The sequence below is a fragment of the Enterococcus sp. AZ170 genome, assembly GCF_050545135.1.
Taxonomy (GTDB): domain Bacteria; phylum Bacillota; class Bacilli; order Lactobacillales; family Enterococcaceae; genus Enterococcus_L; species Enterococcus_L ureilyticus.
This window is the reverse complement of sequence record NZ_CP172947.1, coordinates 354,176-374,738: the sequence shown is the minus strand read 5'-3', so window position 1 is coordinate 374,738 and position 20,563 is coordinate 354,176. Positions and strand designations below refer to the sequence as shown.

The window sequence follows — 20,563 nt, the reverse complement described above, 5'->3', positions numbered from 1 at the left end:
TAGTCATTCTTTCATACTTTTCAAGATATAATACCCTTTATCTTTCGTTACGATTTCTACATTCCCAAAAATGTCTTTCATTTTTTTCTCTGCACTGGGAGCGCCCTGCTTCTTCTGAATCACCACAGTTAACGTACCACCTATAACAAGCAGCGGGTGAGCTTCACTCAGAATTTCATGCACTACTTTTTTTCCCGCTCGGATTGGCGGATTACTGATGATTGCTGCATATTGTTTTTCATGAATATCCGCGTAAATATTTGAGGTATGGATATCGACATTTTCAACATGATTTTTCTTCGCGTTTTCTTGCGCTAAAGCGACTGCTCGCTGATTGACATCGATCATTTCTACCGTTCTACCACTGAATGAAGCCAACGTTAAACCAATTGGACCGTAACCGCAACCGACATCAAGTAACTTTCCTTCCGGTAATACTTCCCATTCGAAGGCATCGATCAACACACGAGAACCAAAGTCGACGGTGTTCCTAGAAAAAACTCCACTATCAGTTAAAAACTGAAACGTCTTCCCTCTTAATTCAAACGACCACTGCTCTAAATTATGAGCTAAATCTGGATTTTCTGTATAATAATGATTATTCATTTTCTTCTTCCTAACTATTTTCTCTTGTCACCAGTCTACCTTTTATTTCACGAACAATCAAGGCAGCTAATAGGTCATAACCGGTTTTAGAAAAATGAAGTCCGTCTGCTTGTAAAAATTCATCTGTGCCGGGGTAAACCACCATTGCTTTGTATAAATCAATAACAGGAATTTCATATTTAGCGCCGATTACTTTCACTCGTTCGACATATTCACAAATCCGATCATCAGCACGTGTTGGTTTTCTAGCGCAATCTACATAAGACGGTGTGAGTAAAATCACTTTTTCTTTGCCGATTTTATTAATCATTGTTTCGATGTTTTCTGCGTATTTTTCTAAAGGTACTAGATTGTCGCTATTCGTATCATTCGCGCCGAAAAAGATGGTTACGATATCTGCTTGTTCAGCTACAACTTCTTTGTCCAAACGGTTCATTGCAGCTTGCGTGGTATCTCCTGGCATGCCAGCATTTACGATCATCACCTCTTCATAATTTTGGGCTGCTAGATCTTCAGTGATCAGATTTTGCAAAATTGGCGTGATGGCTTCTTCGCCATATCCAGCTGTGATACTATCTCCAAATAAAACGATTTTTTTCATCAAGCATTTTCCTTTCTCAACTCGTTTTCTTTATTTATCATACCATTGAAAAGGCCGTTTTGCTGAGGCAAAGAATTATTTTAGGAATTGGTGTTAGGTCTAGCTAAATTGTGTTAAAATAGGAGCAGAAATAAATGTTGGCTTTGGTGGAGGAACCGATGGACGATAAAATGAATTATTACCCCATTTCACGGAAGGAATGGCAGGGCTTCTATCATAACGGCAAAGCGCCGCTGACAGAAGAAGAATTAGAAGATATCAAAGGCTTCAATGATCAAATTTCATTGCAGGATGTGCAGGACATTTATGTGCCACTGACTCATCTGATTCATTTATATATGAAAGAATTTGAGTCTTTAACTGTTAGCAAAGGGCTATTTTTGCATGAATATGTGCCTGTTCCGCCTTTTATCATCGGGATCGCTGGTAGTGTGGCTGTTGGGAAAAGTACCACCGCTCGCTTACTGCAGCTGATTTTATCCAGAACCTTTAAACGCCGCAATGTCCAACTGATTACGACGGACGGCTTTTTGTATCCGAATAAAGTATTGGAAGAAAAGGGCATTATGGATCGGAAAGGATTTCCAGAGAGCTATGACATGGAAAAGTTGATCGACTTTTTAAACCAAGTCAAAAATAGCCAAGAAGAAATCAAAGCACCGCTTTATTCTCATAGTGTCTATGATATTATTGAAGGCGAATATGAAGTGATCCAACAACCAGATATTCTGATCGTTGAAGGAATCAACACGCTGCAATTGCCTGCCAATCAGCAAATTTACGTCAGCGACTTCTTTGACTTCTCCGTCTTTGTGGATGCTGAACCGAAGTTGATTGAAAAATGGTACCTTGAACGTTTTGGTGCCTTACTCGATACAGCTTTTCTTGATCCAGATAATTACTATTATCAATATGCAATCGGCAATCGTGACGATGCCTTTGCGATGGCTAAAGAAGTTTGGAAAACGGTGAATTTGAAAAACTTAGAGGAATATATCTTGCCAACTCGAGGTAGAGCGGATATTATACTTCATAAGACTGAAAATCATATTATTGATGAGATTTTCATGCGTAAATACTAAAGATAGATATGTATCACTTAACTTGATTCTAAAAAGGTCAAAAAATTCTTTTTGACCTTTTATTAGATAAATCTAAATGGATAGGGGTAATAAATGTGACCAATGTTGCCGATTTGACAACTGTCGAAAAAATTATTGTTTTAGACTTTGGTAGTCAATATAACCAATTGATTACTCGACGTATTCGTGAATTTGGCGTGTTCTCAGAATTATTGAGCCACCGAATCACAGCGGATGAAATTCGCGAAATGGCACCAAAGGGAATTATTTTCTCTGGTGGCCCAAATAGTGTTTATGATGAAAATGCGTTTAGTATCGATCCTGAAATTTATGAATTAGGCATTCCAATTCTAGGGATTTGTTACGGTATGCAACTGATGATGCATAATTTAGGCGGAAAAGTTGAGCCTGCTGGTAACCGTGAATATGGTAAGTCAGAGCTATCACTTTTGATTCCTGATTCACCTATTTTTAAAGGAACACCTGAAAAACAAATCGCTTGGATGAGTCATGGTGACCTAGTCGCTGCTATCCCTGATAGCTTTGAAACGGTGGCAACTAGCGCAGATTGTCCGTTTGCAGCAGTTCAAAATACAGACCGCAACCTGTACGGTGTGCAATTCCATCCAGAAGTACGTCATTCTGAATATGGCAACGACTTATTACGTCACTTTACTTTTGATATTTGTCATTGCGAAGGCGACTGGACAATGGGTAACTTCATCGAAATGGAAATCAACAAAATCCGCGAACAAGTCGGCGATAAAAAAGTCCTTCTTGGCCTTTCAGGCGGCGTGGATTCAAGCGTTGTTGGTGTGCTGTTACAAAAAGCCATCGGCGATCAATTGACGTGTATCTTTGTAGATCATGGTTTATTGCGCAAAGGTGAAGCAGAACAAGTAATGGATAGTTTAGGTGGAAAATTTGGCTTAAACATTATTAAAGTAGATGCAAAAGAACGTTTCTTAGATAAATTAGCTGGCGTTTCTGATCCAGAGAAAAAACGTAAAATCATTGGAAATGAATTTGTTTATCTTTTCGATGATGAAGCGACAAAACTTGATGGAATCGACTTCCTAGCACAAGGTACCCTTTATACAGATATCGTAGAAAGTGGAACTGAAACAGCGCAAACAATCAAATCTCACCATAACGTGGGCGGATTGCCAGAAGATATGCAATTTGAATTGATCGAACCATTGAATACTTTGTTTAAAGATGAAGTTCGTGCATTAGGTATCGAATTAGGAATGCCAGAAGCGCTAGTTTGGCGCCAACCATTCCCTGGTCCTGGTTTAGGGATTCGTGTTCTTGGTGAAATTACTGAAGAAAAATTAGAAATCGTGCGTGATTCTGATGCGATTTTACGTGAAGAGATCGCCAATGCTGGTTTAGATCGTGATATTTGGCAGTACTTTACTGTATTACCTGGCATCCGTAGTGTGGGTGTGATGGGTGATGGCCGTACGTATGATTATACTGTGGGCATTCGTGCAGTGACTTCGATTGATGGAATGACAGCTGATTTTGCTAGAATTCCTTGGGATGTTTTGCAGAAGATTTCTGTGCGGATCGTGAATGAAGTGGATCATGTGAATCGGATTGTTTATGATATTACGAGTAAGCCACCTGCTACTGTTGAGTGGGAATAAAGAGCCAACATAATAAGGATGGGGAATGCCGATAAATCAACGTTTTTCAACTTATGAAATGCTTGATTTTCATTAAAAATGATATGGTTCCCTACCATTTTCCCTACCAAAAACCCCTGTCAGGATAACGCTTGACAGGGGTTTATTTTTTATGAGCCTACTTTTTATAGCATTCTCAAATTGTTTTCTTTATCTAGCTCTAATATTTTCAAAACATAAAATGTACCCTGCAAAATCTCCCCAGCGTTTTCTATCTTCTGATGAACCAAGTTTTTCTCTCCAACTAGTACCTAGTTCTAATTGTTCAGTTAGCTTATGGAATGCCTTTAGATTGATCATAAATGTATTATGATAGCTAGTTCTCAATTTGTCCTTCTCCTGTTTCTCTTCCCTTGAAAAATAATTCCAGTTAGTTCTCATATTAGAATAGACTAAAGCTGAATCTATGACTTCTTTCCATAGCTCATGTAAATATTCATCTTTGCATTCCAGTACATTAAGAACAGAGTTGTAAATTTCCAATGCTTCTTCAAAAGACATTGAATCATTTTTTTGTAGATAAGCAGTATAATCAAACACTCTATCATCCCCCTCTTATAATATATACCATATGATTGATTTGTATTTTTTTCAAGTTATTCTTTATACTTCCATTCAAATTACAGTTATGTGGAAAATACTCTTTAAACAAATGAGAAAACATTTGTAGTCTTTCAAATCTCTAAGTCAATCATTCCTCATTGAACTTGTTTAGTAGCTTATTTTTAATACAATTTATTTTCGTAAAAATGTAGTATAATTAAGAAACAGGAGGTTTTTTATGAGAAAATATAAAGTCGTAAATACAATTTTTTTAATAGCAATTATTGGTCTTTTGGCTGGAGTTATTTTTGATTACAATCAAAATAAAGTAATTCCAAACTTTTTTTTCTTGGATAAATTTGGACTAGAGTACGTAACAGCATATTGGGCTGGCATTGGAACAATTTTAGTTTTAGTTCCTACTCTATTGAATATTTTAATGGTGCGAATGGAACAAGTTTCAAATGAACACAACAATAAAATTTTAAAAGAAAAAGAAGAATTACTATTTATAAAACGAAATTTAGACAGATCAATAGCAAATTTAGATTCAAATAATTCTGAAAGACAATGTTTATCAGACATTAGAGATATCGAAGAAGCTATAGATAAACAAATACTGGAGCCAAGAATAAATACAGAAAATTCAGGTATGCTCTTAGCTGATGATTTAGTCATAATTTTAGCAGATTATCTCCACTCTCTTCTTAGAGATAAGAAAAAATGTGTTCGTGCTGATGCAAGATATTTGTTGAGATACCTCTACTCCACTACTCATATAATAGATTTCTGTGAATACAATGACCTTCATATAGGTGAATTTAAGGATGAATATTTATATTTAGAAGTATTAAATGAACGTAATCTATATACTTTAAGCAAGGCAACATTTGAAAACGTCACCTTTGATTCAACTAATTCTTCGTTTAAAGAAATAATCTCAAATTTTATTTTTAGAGGGATTTCTTCATTTAAAAATTGTATATTTAAAGGGGATAACACTTTCAAAATACATAATAATTTACACTTGTACTTTGATAATTGTATTTTCTATGGTTCTGTAGAATTTAACTCAAGAAATGGGAATAATGAATATAGTGATATCATAATAAATAAATGTACATTTAATAATTTTACTTCGTTAGGCTACTTAAATTTACGCTCAATAAAAATTAAAGACAGTGTTTTTTCAAGCGCTACTAAATTTTCAGATATGTCCGTTTCAGATGTTGAAATAGAGGGTAATAAATTCTTCAGATTCTTTGATATGCAACAATCAAATATTAAAAATATGTTCTATTTACTTAACTCATCTTTTGAAGATGATTGTTTTTTGACAGGTTCAAGACTTCCGAAATATGGTATAAAAATTTATGGTTTAAAATTTAGTAAAGAGTCAATTTACCCCTTAAGTTTTAGTGCGACAATAGTATATAAGGATGAGGAATATGATTTAGAACAAGGAATGTTAAAAAGTGTCGAAGAAGATGGCACTACAGTATACAGATTTGAGAAAGAAAAGATTTAGTAAAATACCTTCTAAGGGAATATTTTTTTATTCTTGCTTTCAAAATATAGTTCACCGATTCAATTTCTAAGAACCCCCTCACTAAAGTCTATCTAAACACTATATATAGTGTTCGGATAGACTTTTATTATTCGAAAGCACAATATAACCTATTCCCTAACTTTATTTTATTTTTAATTTATGATAGAATAAACGAGAACGTTAGTTTGTTTTTTTAGGTTAAAAAGATTGTTGATATGTATGTAGAAAAAATCGGAGGGAAATAAATGGAAAAATCAAAAGAGCAACTGAAAAAAATCTTGGAAAAAGTCGATTTAACAAAGACACAACGAGATAGGGCAATTGACCTCTACACCAATGTTTGTAAATCAATAGAAGAAAAATCTGGATTAGAAATTTCTTTTTACGCTCAAGGCTCATTTGCAACTAAAACAGCTATTCGACCTTATAAAAACGGCAGAGACCGTGCTTACGATGTTGATGTTATTTGTGAAGTCAATGTTACGAAAGAATCAATTAGCCCTAAAATTCTAAAAGAATACTTTAGAAATGCTTTGAAAGATAGTAGATATTCAAATACTTTTGAAGAGTCAGACAAATGTTTTACAATTGAATTTAAGGAACAGGATGGGGTAGATTTCTCTATTGATATAATCCCAAGTGTTCCTGAAGATTACAGGACAGTTCAACTATTAACTGGCATAACTGAGAATCCTCATTTGGTTAAAAGTTCTGTGGCTATCCCTAACACTCTTGAAGAAAACAATTACTGGATAACAAATAATCCTAAAGGATACGTAACATGGTTTGAAAATGAAATTCAACAATTCCATAGTAGATACTTATTAGAAAAACGCGATAATAGCTTTTCTGCTTCTATTGAAGAACTGCCTGATGATGAATTTAACAATAATTTATTGAATATCATCAAAATATTAAAGCGTACTAGAGATGTCTTCTACTATCGCCGAAACTCTGATAATAGACCTTCTTCAATTATTATTACAACAATTATTGGAAAGCTAGCAAAAAATTTAAGACCCACTTCTAGTGAGTTAGATTTACTAATACAAGTTATTACACAACTACAACAACTTAAAAACTATCCTACCAATAGTTTATCTAAAAGAATGAATGTTACTGGATATGCAATTTCAGATATTATTACTCGTGATATGGGACAGTGGGTATTAAATAATCCAGCAAACGGTAAAGATAATATTTTAAATTCTTGGAATGAAGATGAAACTAAAGCTAAGGATTTCTTTATTTGGATTGATAATTTACAAGATACATTTGCAACATTAATAGAAAAAAATAATGAAGAAAGAAGTGTCACTGAGATTTATAATGCATTTGCGATTGACTCACCTGTATCAGATACAGAGAAAAAACAATTTTCGGTAACTTCTAATTCATCCAAGCCATGGAGAATAAAATGATAGATTTTCCACATGTAAAAAATCTATTTAATTCTTTAGACGGAATTAGAATAGCATCTTTTACAAATCAAGAAAAATCAATTATTGTGTTATTCGATTTTGATGCTAAAGTTGCAATTAATGGAGCAAACTTTTTGATTGATTACAAAATCCACTTAGAAATTCCAAAAAATTATCCCATTGAGCTACCTATTGTCTTTGAAGCAGGAGAAAAGCGAGTTAATAATTTTCCACATGTTAATCCTGATACCAAGGGAACGTTTTGTTTGGGTACAGAATTGGATATAAGAAGAAAAATGAAACCTGACTATTCTTTAGATAAGTATATCTCGCTAATTGCTGAATTTTTAGGAACGTATGAGTATTATAATAAATATGGGGTTTTTCCACATGGAGATCGTGGACATGGAAATTTAGGGATTTTAGAAACATATAAAGAAGTTTTTAATGTGACTACAAATCAACAAGTTTCAAATCTTATGCAAGTGAATAAATTAAAAAATAAATTCCGAAATAAAAAATGCCCCTGTAATTCGGGTTTGAAGTTTAAAAATTGTCATTGGAGCACATTAAACGCTATTCTTTCTAATCCATTAGAGCATGCACAAATGAAAAAAGATTATATATTGCTAAAGGGAGGTTAGTTATGGAGATATTAGAAAAACAAAATGAAAGCAAATCGCTGAGAATACAAACTACAGCGAGATTGCTGTATAATAGAGCCGATACTATTGATATAATACAATGGATTATTGTTCTATCACTTCCTATACTTAAAATTTTTTTCTTGCAAAGTATATTTTTGAACTATTTGATGATGATTTGGTTCCTCGCTTCTTTCATATTAGACTACTATATCGATAAGTTTACTGATACTGCTGCGGAATTAAAAAAAAGTTTTGATTATTATGTATATGGATGGACTAATGATTTTCAAGAAAAATTGATTCATCTATCTAAAACATATGAAGCTAGGAACAAGGAATTTTTTAAAAGACAAACTAGCAATTCTGGAATTGATAAACCTAAAGGAGTAAAAAATTGGTACACAACTGTGGAAAAAAATCTGTCTCAAGAACAAGCAATTAAATCAGCCATGAGAGAAAATATTTATTTCGATAAAAGAATTAATAGTAGTGCTTATTTCTGCGTATTAATATTTGTAGGAGTATTATTTCTTGTACTGTCAACTTCTGAACTAACTTTTTATGAAGTATTATTTGGATTATTTGTCACCTTCGCATCATTTACAAAAAAGCTATACTCAACTTTTGTAAACATGAAAAAAGTGTCTAACATAAATTCCAATATTGAAAACTTGCTGTGTGATAAAGATACTGATTTAATTTACTTGCAATCTGAAATTGATAAAAAACGCTCAATCTCTAGAACGTCCAATAAACTAATTTATTTTTTCCAAACTAAAAAAATACATGAAGAAGTATCTGTTTTTAGATCAGATAAATAAAAGATGACCCTAAATGAGTCATCTTTTTATCTATATAAATTCTACATAGTACTCATTTATAAACTCTCCACTAGTCCCAAAATCATAATCCCTCCCAATAGCTTCATAATCAATATAATTCACCAACTGCTCAGGAATATCATAATACCCCAAATCTACCAAAGCATATCCCAACTTCTCATGATCGCTCACTCCTGTATCATCCAATTCAATAATAGTTACCTCAGCATCTCTATTTTCTGCAATCACTCGAACTACTTCATCTGGATAACCCATATACTCTTCCAAACTATCATACCTTTCTGCTAAAGATTGAGGAAAATCATACTCTCCTACAGAAAATGGCACATCATAATCAGTAATAAAATACTCTTCATACGAATAACCAAATTCATCCACAAACTCATTTCCCACACAAATCGTTTGATAGGCTTGAGCCAAGTCGTCCTCATCAAATGGAAAGTGTAAATACACACCCAACAAAAATCCTTCATTATAAGCTTTCAAATTAGTTAAATATATCCAATGATCGCTATCACCGCCAACTCTTTTTCCATCTTGCTCCATCATCATTTCTTCCGTTACTTTTACTAATTCCATCTTATTTCTTCCTCTCTTTGTCTTTTTGACCATCCATTTTGTTTCGAGCTGAGGCGCAGTTTGTTAGGATGCAATCCTGACGATTTTCTCTTCTCTTTTAGTTTTCAAAGTTTATGTATCAACTTTCAATGAATGGTTCATTTTGCTCTTTCGCTTTCGGCGCAATTGACACAGCAATTTTTTTGATTGACGGAAAGGACGAAGTATTCGAAGGCTCGCCTGATTCCTTGTAGGCAATCAAACAAAATTGCTAAATTGCATCGTCCGAACTCGAAAGGGCAGAATGGAACATGACAGAGAGACATACGGTTGGAAAAGTAAAACACGTAAAAAAAGAAGCTTGCGTATGCAAACTTCTATCAACTCATCGTCTTTAATTGTTTTTCTCAATATCTAAAATGCTATCAATGACATCTAAAATCTCGTCTTGCTGAGAAGATAAAGATAACTTATTCATGATTCTTGTTTTCTTATCTGCTGTTTCTATATTGAAAGAGAAGAATGTAGGATAATCAATTTCCAAGGCTGAAATTATCTTATCAAGCGTTTTTAATTGTAGATTGCTACTAACTCCTCGTTCCACTCGACCTAAGAAATTTGAATTGATATCTGCCTTTTGTGCTAGCATTTCTTGACTCATGCCTTTACTGATGCGAATCTCTCTGATTCTTTTTGACACTTCACTATCAAGCTGCATTGGATTCACCTCTAATGTTAAATTTGTCTTCCTCTTAACTAAGATTAAACTGTTTCTGCTCAAAATATCACATCTCAAAAGTACGATTAACTATTATTTACAGTTCTTAAAAGTACGTTAACGTGATATAATAGTACTTGTTCAGAAAAAATACAGTAAATATTAAAAGGAGAGTGAGTATTTTATGAAAAATACGAAGAATAAGAACATGGTTAACGCAACTGAACAAAAATACCGCGCTAAGATGGTAAAAGGAAAGAAAGGCTGGCTGATTAAGGGAATGCTATTTTCTACCTTATTATTTGGTGGAGCATTCTTAGTAGAGTCAGAAACTGTACAAGCTGCTGAGTGGCAAGTTAATTCAGTGGAAGCAATCAAAGCAACACTAAAAGAAAATCAATCATCCTATACATTTGTTGAAGGAGATACCTTCTATAATATTGCGCTCGCTGTGAACGTAAAATGGGAAACCCTAATGACCGCTAATGGATTTGAGTTAGGCTCTCAATACTCTGTACCTGTTGGAACAATGATTTCTTTTGACGGCTCCAAAATGACTGTCACTAATGCAGCAGGAGAAGTTATTAGCGAAACACAGCTTAACAACAATGATAAAATTGATACAACACAGCTATTTGCTGGACAAGCTACAACAAATCAACCTGCTAAAACCAATACAGGTACTAACAATAAACCGAATGCTTCTCTTCCAATAACTAAACCTTCAACGCCATCAAAAAATCCTACAGCAGATAAAGAAGAGGCTGAATCCCAACTGGAAGAAGCTGAAAAGGATAAGGAACAGGTTGAAAAAGAGAAAGAGGAAGTTGAAAAAGAACTGGCAGCTCTTAATGAAAGCAATAACGGTACTTTATTAGATTTACAAGCGAAACGTAATGACTTGCAACAAAAAGTAGACGAGGCACAAACAGCCTATGATCTTCAATTAGCTGCTGTAACAAATTCAGAAGCTAAAGTAGCTGAGGCTACAACAGCTCAAGCCGCTGCTCAAACAGCCCTAGAAAATGCCCAAACGACACTTGCAACTGCTCAAGCAAATGCAGATGCAGCTCAGAATCGTGTCAATGAAGTGCAAGCTCAAATGGATGCTCTAGCAGAACAAGCAACCACTGCAAATGATGCAGCAGCTCAAGCAAAACTAGCTGCCTTGCAATTAGAAATGGATGCTGCACAAGCGAATTTAACAGCCTATCAAAATGAATTAAATGTAGCCACTGATAACTTAGCAACTGCTCAAACGAACTACGATACAGCAACAACACAATTAACAACTGTAGAAGCTGAACTTGCCACAGCACGAGCAAATGTAGAAGCTGCTCAAGTGGCTTTAGTAACAGCTGAAACAGAATTAAATAGCTTGCCTGAAACGGTGACAGCTTCAACAGTAGAAGAAGCAAAAAAACTTCAAAAACAATTAGCTGATTTTGAAGCACGTCTCAAAGAATTAGATACACAAATTACGACATTAAAAGATAAAATTGAACAGCTGGATCAGCAAATTGCACAACTAGATCAACAAGCCGACCAAAGCAAAAAAGATTTTGAAGAGATTAAGGACTCCGCCGATAATGTTGTAGAAAATTTAGCAGATGAAACACCAGTAACCAATGCAAACGATACAGCGAATAACACAGAGAAGGAATTGCCAGAAATAAATAATGGTGGTACAACAACGCCATCTAATGAAGATAAATACGTGACGGTGAACGTTGATGAAGCTGGAAACAGACTAACTGACTTAACAGGCTATGTAAAAGTATCAGAATCAGAAGTGGTTAAAACAGTTGAAACCTTACCAAATGGGAATACAATAACCACATATACAACAACCGTTACTTACCATAAAACGATCAACACAGATAAATCCGTAACCTATCATATTGATGAGGTAGGAAATCCAATTGATGAAGCAGATTTGGTTAATTATGTTGAACTAAGTCGTGATAATAGCGTGACAGTTGAAACCTTGCCTAATGGTGACACTGTGACGACTCAAATTACGACAATTGTTTATCGTAAAGTGAACAATACAGATAAGCATGTGACGATTACGATTGATGAAGCTGGTAACGTTATTACTGATTTAACTGGCTACACAAAGATTTCCGAATCTGAAGCCGTTAAGACAGTAGAGACTTTACCTAATGGTGATACAGTGACAACCTATACAACGACGATCACTTATCACAAAAACGTAAATACTGATAAACATGTAAACATCAGTGTAGACGAATCTGGAAAAGTTCTCACAGACTTAACAGATTATGAAAAAGTATCAGAATCAACGCCAGTAAAATCAGTTGAAACGCTACCTAATGGAGATACTATAACAACTTACACTACTACTGTTACGTATAAGAAAAAAGCTACCCAAACTGATCCAATTATTGATAATATCTTATCATCAACCGATCAAAAAATTACTGATATAAAAAATCAAGTAAGTAAAGATGATACAGCCGTTTCACTTGAACAAGCTCGTGAATTAACGGATGCCGAATTGACAGCTAAAGTAGCAGAAGAATTTGCAAAAATGGTTCAAGCAGAACAAGCGAATTACAACTACAATCAAACGAATCTAACGACTGATGATAAAGTCGGTGATCGCACCTCTTCTCGTGCAGTCGAGGTAATGTACAATTTCGACCACGCTAGACCAGAAAATGATCTGGAAAATGGCACGTATAAATTATCTTATAACACAGGCGATACAGAGATGGCGAACACAACAGAAAATATTTCTCAGTCTACAATTTCAGCATCTAAAGTGAACGGCGATTCAAGCGAGTTAGCCAAGCTAATTGCACAAGCAATGTTCCAACAATACATTGAAGAAGAACGTGCTGCGTATCTAGCAGGAAATACATCGGCTGCCATGCACTATTCTAATATTGCTGCAAAAGGATATACTGACATGTCGGTTGGTGTATTTGTAGTGAAACAAGGCAATAACTATGTTGTTACAACTACTGTTATCACAGGTAATCACTCAACAGCAAGATAATACTCGTTTCTAGGTGGCAGTTATTTGTCACCTAGTTTCATTAAGAGAAGGAGGCTCATTAAATGGAGCTTATTAAAAGTATTTGGAAAACATCTGGTTCATTAAAGAAATCAGCTTATCTCAAAATTTTCACCTTAATAAATTCAACACTAATCATTATTTTTTTAAGTCTTGCTATTCTGGATAACATCCAAAGAATTTCAGCAGTGATGCCCTACCTCAGCCATTCAGAAGCTAGAGCAGATATTTATCACTATGTCTTCCAGATTATAGTTGCCCTTCTCGCTTTTGGCATTTATCTCTTTTTAAACATTCGATTCTATCCTTTTGTTCAACCTTGGGTAACATCACTTTTACTTAAAAAGCCGCAAATCAAGATGTCTATTAATCAAATGAAACAAGATTATCAAAAAGGACATAGTAAAGAACCTAACACTAGACGAGAAACAACTGTCACAACAGGTGTTGAAAAAGATATGTTTGGTAACGCAAAATGGGAGACTAACATTTCTGGCAATGTCAAAGTGGATAATTCAGGAGTTCCGATACCTAAAACAACGACGACCGTTTCGCAATCTACAACTACAGAATCAAGAAAAATGAATGGCGTTAAAGAAGCTTATCAAGAAGCAAGTGCAAAAGGCTTTGCTTACACATTACGCCTATTTTTTGGAATGTTACTTTGGTTGCTATCTTGGTATTTTTCGTTTATTCTAGGATGGTTTGTAATAGATTTATCAAAAACTAAATAAACATAGGAAAAGATAGCTTAAATTATATACAAAATAAGCATGCAAACAGTAAAATTTGCATGCTTATTTATTTTAGTAATATTTAAATATACTTCTTAATTTCCTACAATATGAATTACATAAATAATGGCGCAATCAATTCATATAACTTATTACCACTTTCCGCAGCTGTTAAAGCAAGCGGGACTGTTTTTAGTAAAGTTTGAACTGTACCAATTGCTGTCTTCAAAACTTCTTTCTTTGGTTTTTCTTCCACAGTTTCGGATTCAATAAGTTGGATTTGAGAAAATAATAGGTCTTTTAAAGTTTCATTATCTACTAATTCTTTTTCAAGATTAGTTTTTAACTCTGAAATCACATTGTCAACTTCTGCTTTATTGATTTGAATATTCTGAGTTGCATTTAAAGTACTATTATCATTAGATATATTCACCTGAGCTTGACCGCCGCTTATATTTATCATAAATTTACTCTCCTCATCATATCCCATATCTGTAGAAATATCAGATAGGTATAAATTTATTCCCTCTACAAAAGGCATTACAACACGATTTCCAAATTCTTTTACCATATCTTGATATTTTCTAGAAGATGTATATCCCCATCCCAATTCAAAAATATGAACTGAAGGATTGTCACTGATGAATTTCAAGATTTGATAAATCCAACTAATCTCTTGCTCTAGTGTATCACCAGTTGGCAAGACTGAGCGCCCATAACTTCCAGATACTTGTTCAACTTCTGCTTCTAAGTTTGGGTATTCTTCATAAATACTTTGAATATATTCATTAATTATAGGTGTATCGTCGATGTATTCAATAAACATTCTTACAATTGAACTAACTTCACTAACACGAGCATTTATGACTCTTGAGGCTAATTGTCTAAACTTTCTACTTACTTTTTTTAGTTCTTTCTTATCAATTTCCATTTTGCATCTCCCCACAGAACGGGCAATATCCGCCCTCCATTTTTAAGCTTGGTCTAATTTTAGCTTTCTTATGACAACAATCATATGTGTGAATTTCAAAATTATCTAGTTGCGATACTAATGGATCTATGGGGTCTTTTTTTAAATCTGAACCACGTTTAAATTTTATGTTTCCGCTGCTTTTAAATGTTTTACTTATTTCCTTACCAAAATCGTTGAGCATATCTGATACATGATTATTAGCCATTTTCATAGCTATATCAATTACTTCATCAGTAATTAAACTATCGGGATTTAAACCACAACTAGGACACCAAATTTGTAATTGCGACTCATCCTCGAAATCAGTAGGTGTCATTTTAAAGAATTCACTGCATAATGAGCATTGTAAAATGACAAATCCCTCTGAATCAGATGGAACAGAAATATTAAATGTTACATTATCCGACACGAAACCACATCCTTATTGTTAATTATTTAAAACTAAACAGATTATATTCATTTTATCATAAAACATTAACAAAAGAAGCTTGTATAGTCGGTTTCTATACTACATTACAATCACAATACAATTTTAATGTAGTTTTACATCAAAAGATCATCATCCCCAATTTTCAGCTCATCTTTACACTCATTATTTTCTCTCCAATATTTTTTATTACCTTGGTGAAGTTCTCCTAATTCAATACCATTATATATCAAATCTTCACCATGAAAATCTTCATAGTACTCCCCAACCGCAACACCCACCAAAAAGGATGAACCCTCTTCTCCCCAAAACTTTTCTTTTTCAAGTGCCATAATATGTTTGCGATGCTCTTCTTTTAGAAAAACTATCGGATTATTAATCATGTACTCAAGCTTACGATTATAACGTCGATCATACTCACTATCATTAACGTCTTCAAGAATTGAGTGGTAAGCATCTAGATCAAATAATTTCAAAAACAAATCTTTTTCTATTTGTGGTGATTTCAGAAAGTCATACTTATCATCAGTGTCAAAAACATTAAAATGTTTTTCTACTCTTTCTTCATTAATTGATTTAGCTATCTCTACAATTGGAATCTTGGTAAATTCAGGAACTTCATTTCTTTTGTTCTTAACCATTTCCATAAAAGTTGTTCTATCTACTCTTTCTTCTGGCTCCAAATAAGAATTTAAATATCTGTATAGTTCTTTATTTTCCTTAGAAGTATTTTTGGGAACAGTCACAACATTTCTTCTTTTTGGTAAGAATGTTGTTTTATCAAACCAATTATTCTCAATCCTTTTCATATTGTACTGAATAACTTTTTCTACATCGGATAAATAATATTTTGACCCTTTAGTCTGACCAACTTTTTTAACTTTTTCTTCTTCTTTCTTAAATTCATTGTATAACCTCACATATTTACGCCATGTTGTTTCACCTATTACATGATCACCAAAGCTAGAGTAGCCTACCACTTCATCAACCATATCTAAAATTTCTTGAAGATTTAGAAGTTTATTTCTTAAATCTGATTTAGCCATACTATCCACTCCTTCATTTCTCATTATACCAAATCTCAACAAAATTCAAAGTGTATCGAATTATTTATCGTTACTCAAAACACTGTCACAAAGCCTTTTTATATAGATTTATCGAAAAACAGATGCTATTATAAGTCTTGTAATTCGATACGCGTATACAAATTACAAAACAACTTGATCTTTGAAAACTGAATGCATTCATAATCAATAGATCAAAAAATAATAGCTTGTGCTAGCTAAGAAAAATAGCACCGATGAGAGAAATTGATCTCTCATCGCAAAGGAGTACTAATGGCACTAAAAGCACTGAATAAAATAAAAAGACCAGTTCAAATCGAACTAGAAGCAATTCAAAAAAGCTGGAAGTTAGAGGCTCTATCACAGGAACCTTATTATGCGCACACAGATGAACATCACGTGACACAGTTAGGAATCAAGACAACTGTTGTTATCACCTCTGATAATTTCGATTATGGCGAAAAAGGCTCTGAACTGAATCTTTTTGAAAAGCTTACAATCAAAACACCAGCAGAAATGAAACCTGCACAATTCAACAAACGTCAAGAAGTAAAAATTGTTTCTTTATCAAAAGCTACAACGTATGGAGACTATCAAAATCAGTTGTCCCTTGAAGGTATCTTAATGGATGCTAAAGAATATGAAACACGTCTAAAACAACAACAAAAATAAACCAGAGAATTACAGAGCTGATTCATTCAGCTCTGTATCAAGGAGGGTATCACATGAAAAAGAATTCCCCTGTTCCTCAGGCTTCCTCAAATGCAAAAGTCATGAGTGTCGCTCACCGCAATCTAAATTACGGTGTCAGTCTAATAATCATCTTGATTGCAGCCTTCACAATTAATCGTATTATTATGCATTACAGCCAATCTATTTTACATGATTGGGGCTATGACAAGCTGAAACTACTGCAAGTCCTGCTAATCGTTACTTTCATAGTCTCTATTGTTGCTCTGCTACTTATATTTTCTGTAAAGTTCAACATTAGAAAATATGGAATCAAGCGTTCTGTTTGGTTATTCAACATTTATCGATCTCTCGATAAACAACTAGTAGATGCAAAGCTATATTCAGAATATGCAAGTCGAGCTAATGGTCAAAAGTTAGCTAAAACACCTAAAATTCAGTTACAGTGGTTGGATAGTGAGCAACGCTTAATTGTGCAGCTAAAATCGTCTTTACAGCTATCTGAAAAATTGTTAAAACTCAATATTTCACCTGCTTTAAAGGACTTCGTTTTAGAAAACTGTTACTCAAGTGAAGATAATAATTGGATTATCTATGAATGTTATCAAGTAAATATTGATACACAAATTATTGCTCAGTCACTTGATGAATTTAAACATGTAATCTCAAACAATCGGTACACTGTCACTGTTGATAAAAACTTAGAATATGAGCTACATCATTCGATGTTGGTCGGACAAACTGGCAGTGGTAAATCATATAGTCTTTACAGCTATGTACTTCAAGGTCTTCTAAAAGATTGGAATATGTATATCGCTGACCCAAAAGCTTCATCGATAAGTATTATCGGTGAAATGATTGGTAATAGTGCCAGCTCTGTTGAAGAAATCTTGTCTCTGTTAGAAACATTTGATAAAGCCATGCAGCAACGGAAAATGGTACTGAGAGCAAGATTACATGAGGGTTTAGATTTATCTTACAGCGATTTTCACATGAAACCAAACGTCTTTATATTTGACGAGTACGCTTCATTCATCCAATCACTAAAAGTGGAGAAAAAAGATGTACGTGATAAAGCAATGAAAATCATTACAAACATTATCCTTGAAGGTCGTCAACTAGGCTGTTTCATCATTATTGCCCTTCAAAAAAGCGATGCTGACATCGTGAATACACTGATTCGTGATCAAATGATCTTCAAGTGCGTTTTAGGCGATTCAGAAGACCTGACTTATGTAACAGCTTTTGGACAAGGCGCACAGATTCCAACTTCAAAAATGACTGTCGGTAGAGGTATCTATACACTATCTGGAAAGGCTAACATACCTTCGTTATGCTCTATGCCTCGTTTATCGTTTGATATCTATGAGGCAATTAAGAGCTTAACAACGACTAAAAAAGTGAATGATGCTTGAGTTTCGCTCATTACCATGCAAGAACATTCACATCGCCTGTGCTGCGCAGCAGCTAAAGGCGGTGTGCCAAGTGTGGGCATTAGTAATGACCCACACTCAACAACTAACACTTATTGTTATCGATGAAACAATTAATTGGAAAAGAGGTGTCTAATGGCAGTAACCGTAAAAGTAGATGAAATGAGTCTAGTGTTCACTTCATCTGAGATTGATTCACTAGATGATTGGCAATCTCAAGCACAGCATCTTGTAACACTGATCGATACTATCTTAGAATTGAGCACTGTATTTGATAGACCGTCTATCAGTGAAAAAGGATTTGCAGGCTATACAACTGTGCTTAAATATGATAATGATAAAGCTTTTATGCTACAGGTGTGTTACAACGAAATGATGCCAAACATGGGAGTCTACGTACATTTTTCTGGACAAGCATTTAGTAAATACTTGTTCACTAGAGATGTCATTGCATCCAAAGTCATACAGGATTTCAAAAAACTGGAAGACTACTATGAAGGGGCTGCTCATATTTCAAGGATTGATATTGCCATTGATTTTCTTGATGAAGGTCTTTCTGTAGCGACTATCTATGATCGTCTAGTAAGTGAAGTTGACTATCTTGTAGACAAAAATGATCGCAAAAACAGCAGTAAAATTAGTGCTGTTGTCAACAATCAAATTGTTAATACCATCTACGTCGGATCAAAAAAGAAAAATACTCGCTTACTCATGAGAATTTATGATAAAAAGCTTGAACAGCTAGATAACGCACAACATGCAACTCATTATACAGAAGCAAAGCACTGTAACGATTGGGTGAGGTTTGAAGCAAGCTTTAGGCAAATGTACGCTCATCAAATTAGTGAAGAGCTTGTAAAAATTGAAACGAAAGAAGAACTGAGCGGCTTTCTTTTTAGCACCTTCTGTGAAAAATATCGTTTCTATAATGTATTCGATGAAACCTATACCACATTAACCAAAGTCATGCTGGCTTATTCAGATGGTCTCTCAGATATCCTTGACGGACGAAAACCACAGGAATCAAACTTAGAGGTTTCAATTAACTACCTCTGTACTGGTTCTGGTTTAATGCCTACGTTCTATAAAATCTATGATTTCTACGGACAAAAAGGAATTAACAACTTCATTGGCTACTTATTCGACTACTACAATAATGCCTACGAAGCCAATAGAGATGCTTATAACTACATCATGAAATATCGTGAAGAATATCAAGGAAGAAAGATATTTCCATGGCGTGATCTATCATTGAAAGGAGGTGAAAAAGATGGAAAATCGTGATCTATTAGCGTTCAAAGCTCGCAATCTAGAAATAAGCAATGAATATTATCAGAGCTTAGATGAATCTAAAAAATTCGAATCGTATCTAATGGCTGAGTTCATCAATGATAGTATCCTATTCGCAAACGATTCTACTTTAGTAGAAGACCTGTTTGATTTATGGGATGTGTATTTTTCCAAGATTCATCAGAATCCAAGCATTGGTAATCAACTCGAACTGGAAAAAGAAAGGTTTAACAATCTTCTAATCGACGATCCAGAAAATGTACTCATTAGCAGTTACTTCAAAGTCTATTTCTTTATCTCACTTGTCGAAAGGAACAAACTAAATACTCACTATTCAGCCGACGAAAGCAAAGAATAGTGAGCGTTACAAACATTATGCGGATAGCAGTAGTACTACCCACTGCTGCTATTATCGCATGTTTAAGCGATGAAAGAAAGTAGGTATCTTATGTATAAAAACAACATGGTCTCAAGAGTAGACCTCGAAAAATTAGGATTTAAAAAGCATCAAGCTACTACGATTATTCGACAGGCTAAACTTAAACTTGTAAACAGTGGTGTAGCCTATTATAATAATAAAAGAGTGGGAATTGTCCCACGAAAAATAGTTGAAGAAATTATCGGTGTTCCTCTTGAATCGGAGGAATAACG

Annotated in this window: 21 protein-coding genes; 13 read left to right on the top strand and 8 right to left on the bottom strand. The window is 34.2% G+C overall.

Going from position 1 to position 20,563, the window contains the following annotated elements:
* Positions 1 to 3 precede the first annotated feature (3 nt).
* Positions 4 to 606 carry a class I SAM-dependent methyltransferase gene (locus IGJ55_RS01725; protein ID WP_430607212.1) on the bottom strand — a complete coding sequence of 201 codons (603 nt, stop codon included), beginning with the start codon at positions 604 to 606 and terminating at the stop codon, positions 4 to 6.
* Positions 607 to 616: 10 nt separating this feature from the next.
* The gene (locus IGJ55_RS01720; protein WP_430607211.1) at positions 617 to 1,207 is read right to left on the bottom strand and encodes a GDSL-type esterase/lipase family protein; all 591 of its coding nucleotides are present in this window, start codon (positions 1,205 to 1,207) and stop codon (positions 617 to 619) included.
* A gap of 158 nt (positions 1,208 to 1,365) precedes the next feature.
* Between IGJ55_RS01720 and coaA the strand changes: the two genes are divergently transcribed.
* Both coaA and guaA read left to right on the top strand, forming a co-directional pair.
* Positions 1,366 to 2,289: a type I pantothenate kinase gene (gene coaA, locus IGJ55_RS01715; RefSeq protein WP_069641246.1), complete on the top strand. Its 924-nt coding sequence runs from the start codon at positions 1,366 to 1,368 to the stop codon at positions 2,287 to 2,289.
* A gap of 95 nt (positions 2,290 to 2,384) precedes the next feature.
* A complete protein-coding gene (guaA, locus tag IGJ55_RS01710; protein ID WP_348921641.1) occupies positions 2,385 to 3,941 on the top strand; it encodes a glutamine-hydrolyzing GMP synthase in 1,557 nt (518 codons plus the stop codon).
* Between the two features lie 189 nt (positions 3,942 to 4,130).
* On the opposite strand, the gene IGJ55_RS01705 is transcribed toward guaA, so the two are convergent.
* A complete protein-coding gene (locus tag IGJ55_RS01705) occupies positions 4,131 to 4,520 on the bottom strand; it encodes a hypothetical protein (RefSeq protein ID WP_430607209.1) in 390 nt (129 codons plus the stop codon).
* Between the two features lie 241 nt (positions 4,521 to 4,761).
* On the opposite strand from IGJ55_RS01705, the gene IGJ55_RS01700 reads away from it, so the two are divergent.
* The 4 genes from IGJ55_RS01700 to IGJ55_RS01685 all read left to right on the top strand — a co-directional run bounded on the left by IGJ55_RS01700 (position 4,762) and on the right by IGJ55_RS01685 (position 8,961).
* Complete coding sequence (locus IGJ55_RS01700) at positions 4,762 to 6,051, top strand: hypothetical protein (protein ID WP_430607208.1); 1,290 nt, start codon at positions 4,762 to 4,764, stop codon at positions 6,049 to 6,051.
* 266 nt (positions 6,052 to 6,317) lie between these two features.
* Positions 6,318 to 7,493 carry a nucleotidyltransferase domain-containing protein gene (locus IGJ55_RS01695; protein ID WP_430607207.1) on the top strand — a complete coding sequence of 392 codons (1,176 nt, stop codon included), beginning with the start codon at positions 6,318 to 6,320 and terminating at the stop codon, positions 7,491 to 7,493.
* The gene (locus tag IGJ55_RS01690) at positions 7,490 to 8,137 is read left to right on the top strand and encodes an SEC-C metal-binding domain-containing protein (RefSeq protein ID WP_430607206.1); all 648 of its coding nucleotides are present in this window, start codon (positions 7,490 to 7,492) and stop codon (positions 8,135 to 8,137) included. The genes IGJ55_RS01695 and IGJ55_RS01690 overlap by 4 nt, the downstream gene beginning before the upstream one ends.
* Before the next feature lie 2 nt (positions 8,138 to 8,139).
* Entirely contained in the window at positions 8,140 to 8,961 is an 822-nt protein-coding gene (locus IGJ55_RS01685; RefSeq protein ID WP_430607205.1) for an S-4TM family putative pore-forming effector, read from the top strand.
* Between the two features lie 30 nt (positions 8,962 to 8,991).
* Here the strand turns inward: IGJ55_RS01685 and IGJ55_RS01680 are convergent, their stop codons facing one another.
* A complete protein-coding gene (locus IGJ55_RS01680; RefSeq protein WP_430607204.1) occupies positions 8,992 to 9,561 on the bottom strand; it encodes an antirestriction protein ArdA in 570 nt (189 codons plus the stop codon).
* A gap of 373 nt (positions 9,562 to 9,934) precedes the next feature.
* A complete protein-coding gene (locus tag IGJ55_RS01675) occupies positions 9,935 to 10,258 on the bottom strand; it encodes a helix-turn-helix domain-containing protein (RefSeq protein ID WP_430607203.1) in 324 nt (107 codons plus the stop codon).
* Positions 10,259 to 10,442: 184 nt separating this feature from the next.
* On the opposite strand from IGJ55_RS01675, the gene IGJ55_RS01670 reads away from it, so the two are divergent.
* Together IGJ55_RS01670 and IGJ55_RS01665 are read left to right on the top strand one after the other, a co-directional pair.
* The gene (locus IGJ55_RS01670) at positions 10,443 to 13,283 is read left to right on the top strand and encodes a LysM peptidoglycan-binding domain-containing protein (protein ID WP_430607202.1); all 2,841 of its coding nucleotides are present in this window, start codon (positions 10,443 to 10,445) and stop codon (positions 13,281 to 13,283) included.
* Between the two features lie 62 nt (positions 13,284 to 13,345).
* Entirely contained in the window at positions 13,346 to 14,035 is a 690-nt protein-coding gene (locus tag IGJ55_RS01665; protein WP_430607201.1) for a hypothetical protein, read from the top strand.
* A 115-nt stretch (positions 14,036 to 14,150) separates the two neighbouring features.
* Here the strand turns inward: IGJ55_RS01665 and IGJ55_RS01660 are convergent, their stop codons facing one another.
* From IGJ55_RS01660 to IGJ55_RS01650, 3 genes are all read right to left on the bottom strand, one after another.
* A complete protein-coding gene (locus IGJ55_RS01660; protein ID WP_430607200.1) occupies positions 14,151 to 14,966 on the bottom strand; it encodes a hypothetical protein in 816 nt (271 codons plus the stop codon).
* Entirely contained in the window at positions 14,956 to 15,417 is a 462-nt protein-coding gene (locus tag IGJ55_RS01655) for a TFIIB-type zinc ribbon-containing protein (protein WP_430607199.1), read from the bottom strand. Before IGJ55_RS01655 ends, IGJ55_RS01660 begins: the two co-directional genes overlap by 11 nt.
* Positions 15,418 to 15,551: 134 nt before the next feature.
* On the bottom strand, positions 15,552 to 16,481 hold the full coding sequence (locus tag IGJ55_RS01650; protein ID WP_430607198.1) for a hypothetical protein: 930 nt from the start codon (positions 16,479 to 16,481) through the stop codon (positions 15,552 to 15,554).
* A 291-nt stretch (positions 16,482 to 16,772) separates the two neighbouring features.
* Between IGJ55_RS01650 and IGJ55_RS01645 the strand changes: the two genes are divergently transcribed.
* From IGJ55_RS01645 to IGJ55_RS01625, 5 genes are all read left to right on the top strand, one after another.
* Entirely contained in the window at positions 16,773 to 17,171 is a 399-nt protein-coding gene (locus tag IGJ55_RS01645; RefSeq protein ID WP_176893364.1) for a hypothetical protein, read from the top strand.
* Positions 17,172 to 17,224: 53 nt separating this feature from the next.
* Positions 17,225 to 18,604, top strand: a complete 1,380-nt coding sequence (locus IGJ55_RS01640) for an FtsK/SpoIIIE domain-containing protein (protein WP_430607197.1) — start codon at positions 17,225 to 17,227, stop codon at positions 18,602 to 18,604.
* Positions 18,605 to 18,757: 153 nt separating this feature from the next.
* A complete protein-coding gene (locus tag IGJ55_RS01635; RefSeq protein ID WP_430607195.1) occupies positions 18,758 to 19,906 on the top strand; it encodes a replication initiation factor domain-containing protein in 1,149 nt (382 codons plus the stop codon).
* Complete coding sequence (locus tag IGJ55_RS01630; RefSeq protein ID WP_430607194.1) at positions 19,893 to 20,270, top strand: hypothetical protein; 378 nt, start codon at positions 19,893 to 19,895, stop codon at positions 20,268 to 20,270. The genes IGJ55_RS01635 and IGJ55_RS01630 overlap by 14 nt, the downstream gene beginning before the upstream one ends.
* A gap of 90 nt (positions 20,271 to 20,360) precedes the next feature.
* A complete protein-coding gene (locus IGJ55_RS01625; protein ID WP_086330727.1) occupies positions 20,361 to 20,561 on the top strand; it encodes a DUF3173 family protein in 201 nt (66 codons plus the stop codon).
* Positions 20,562 to 20,563: the final 2 nt, after the last annotated feature.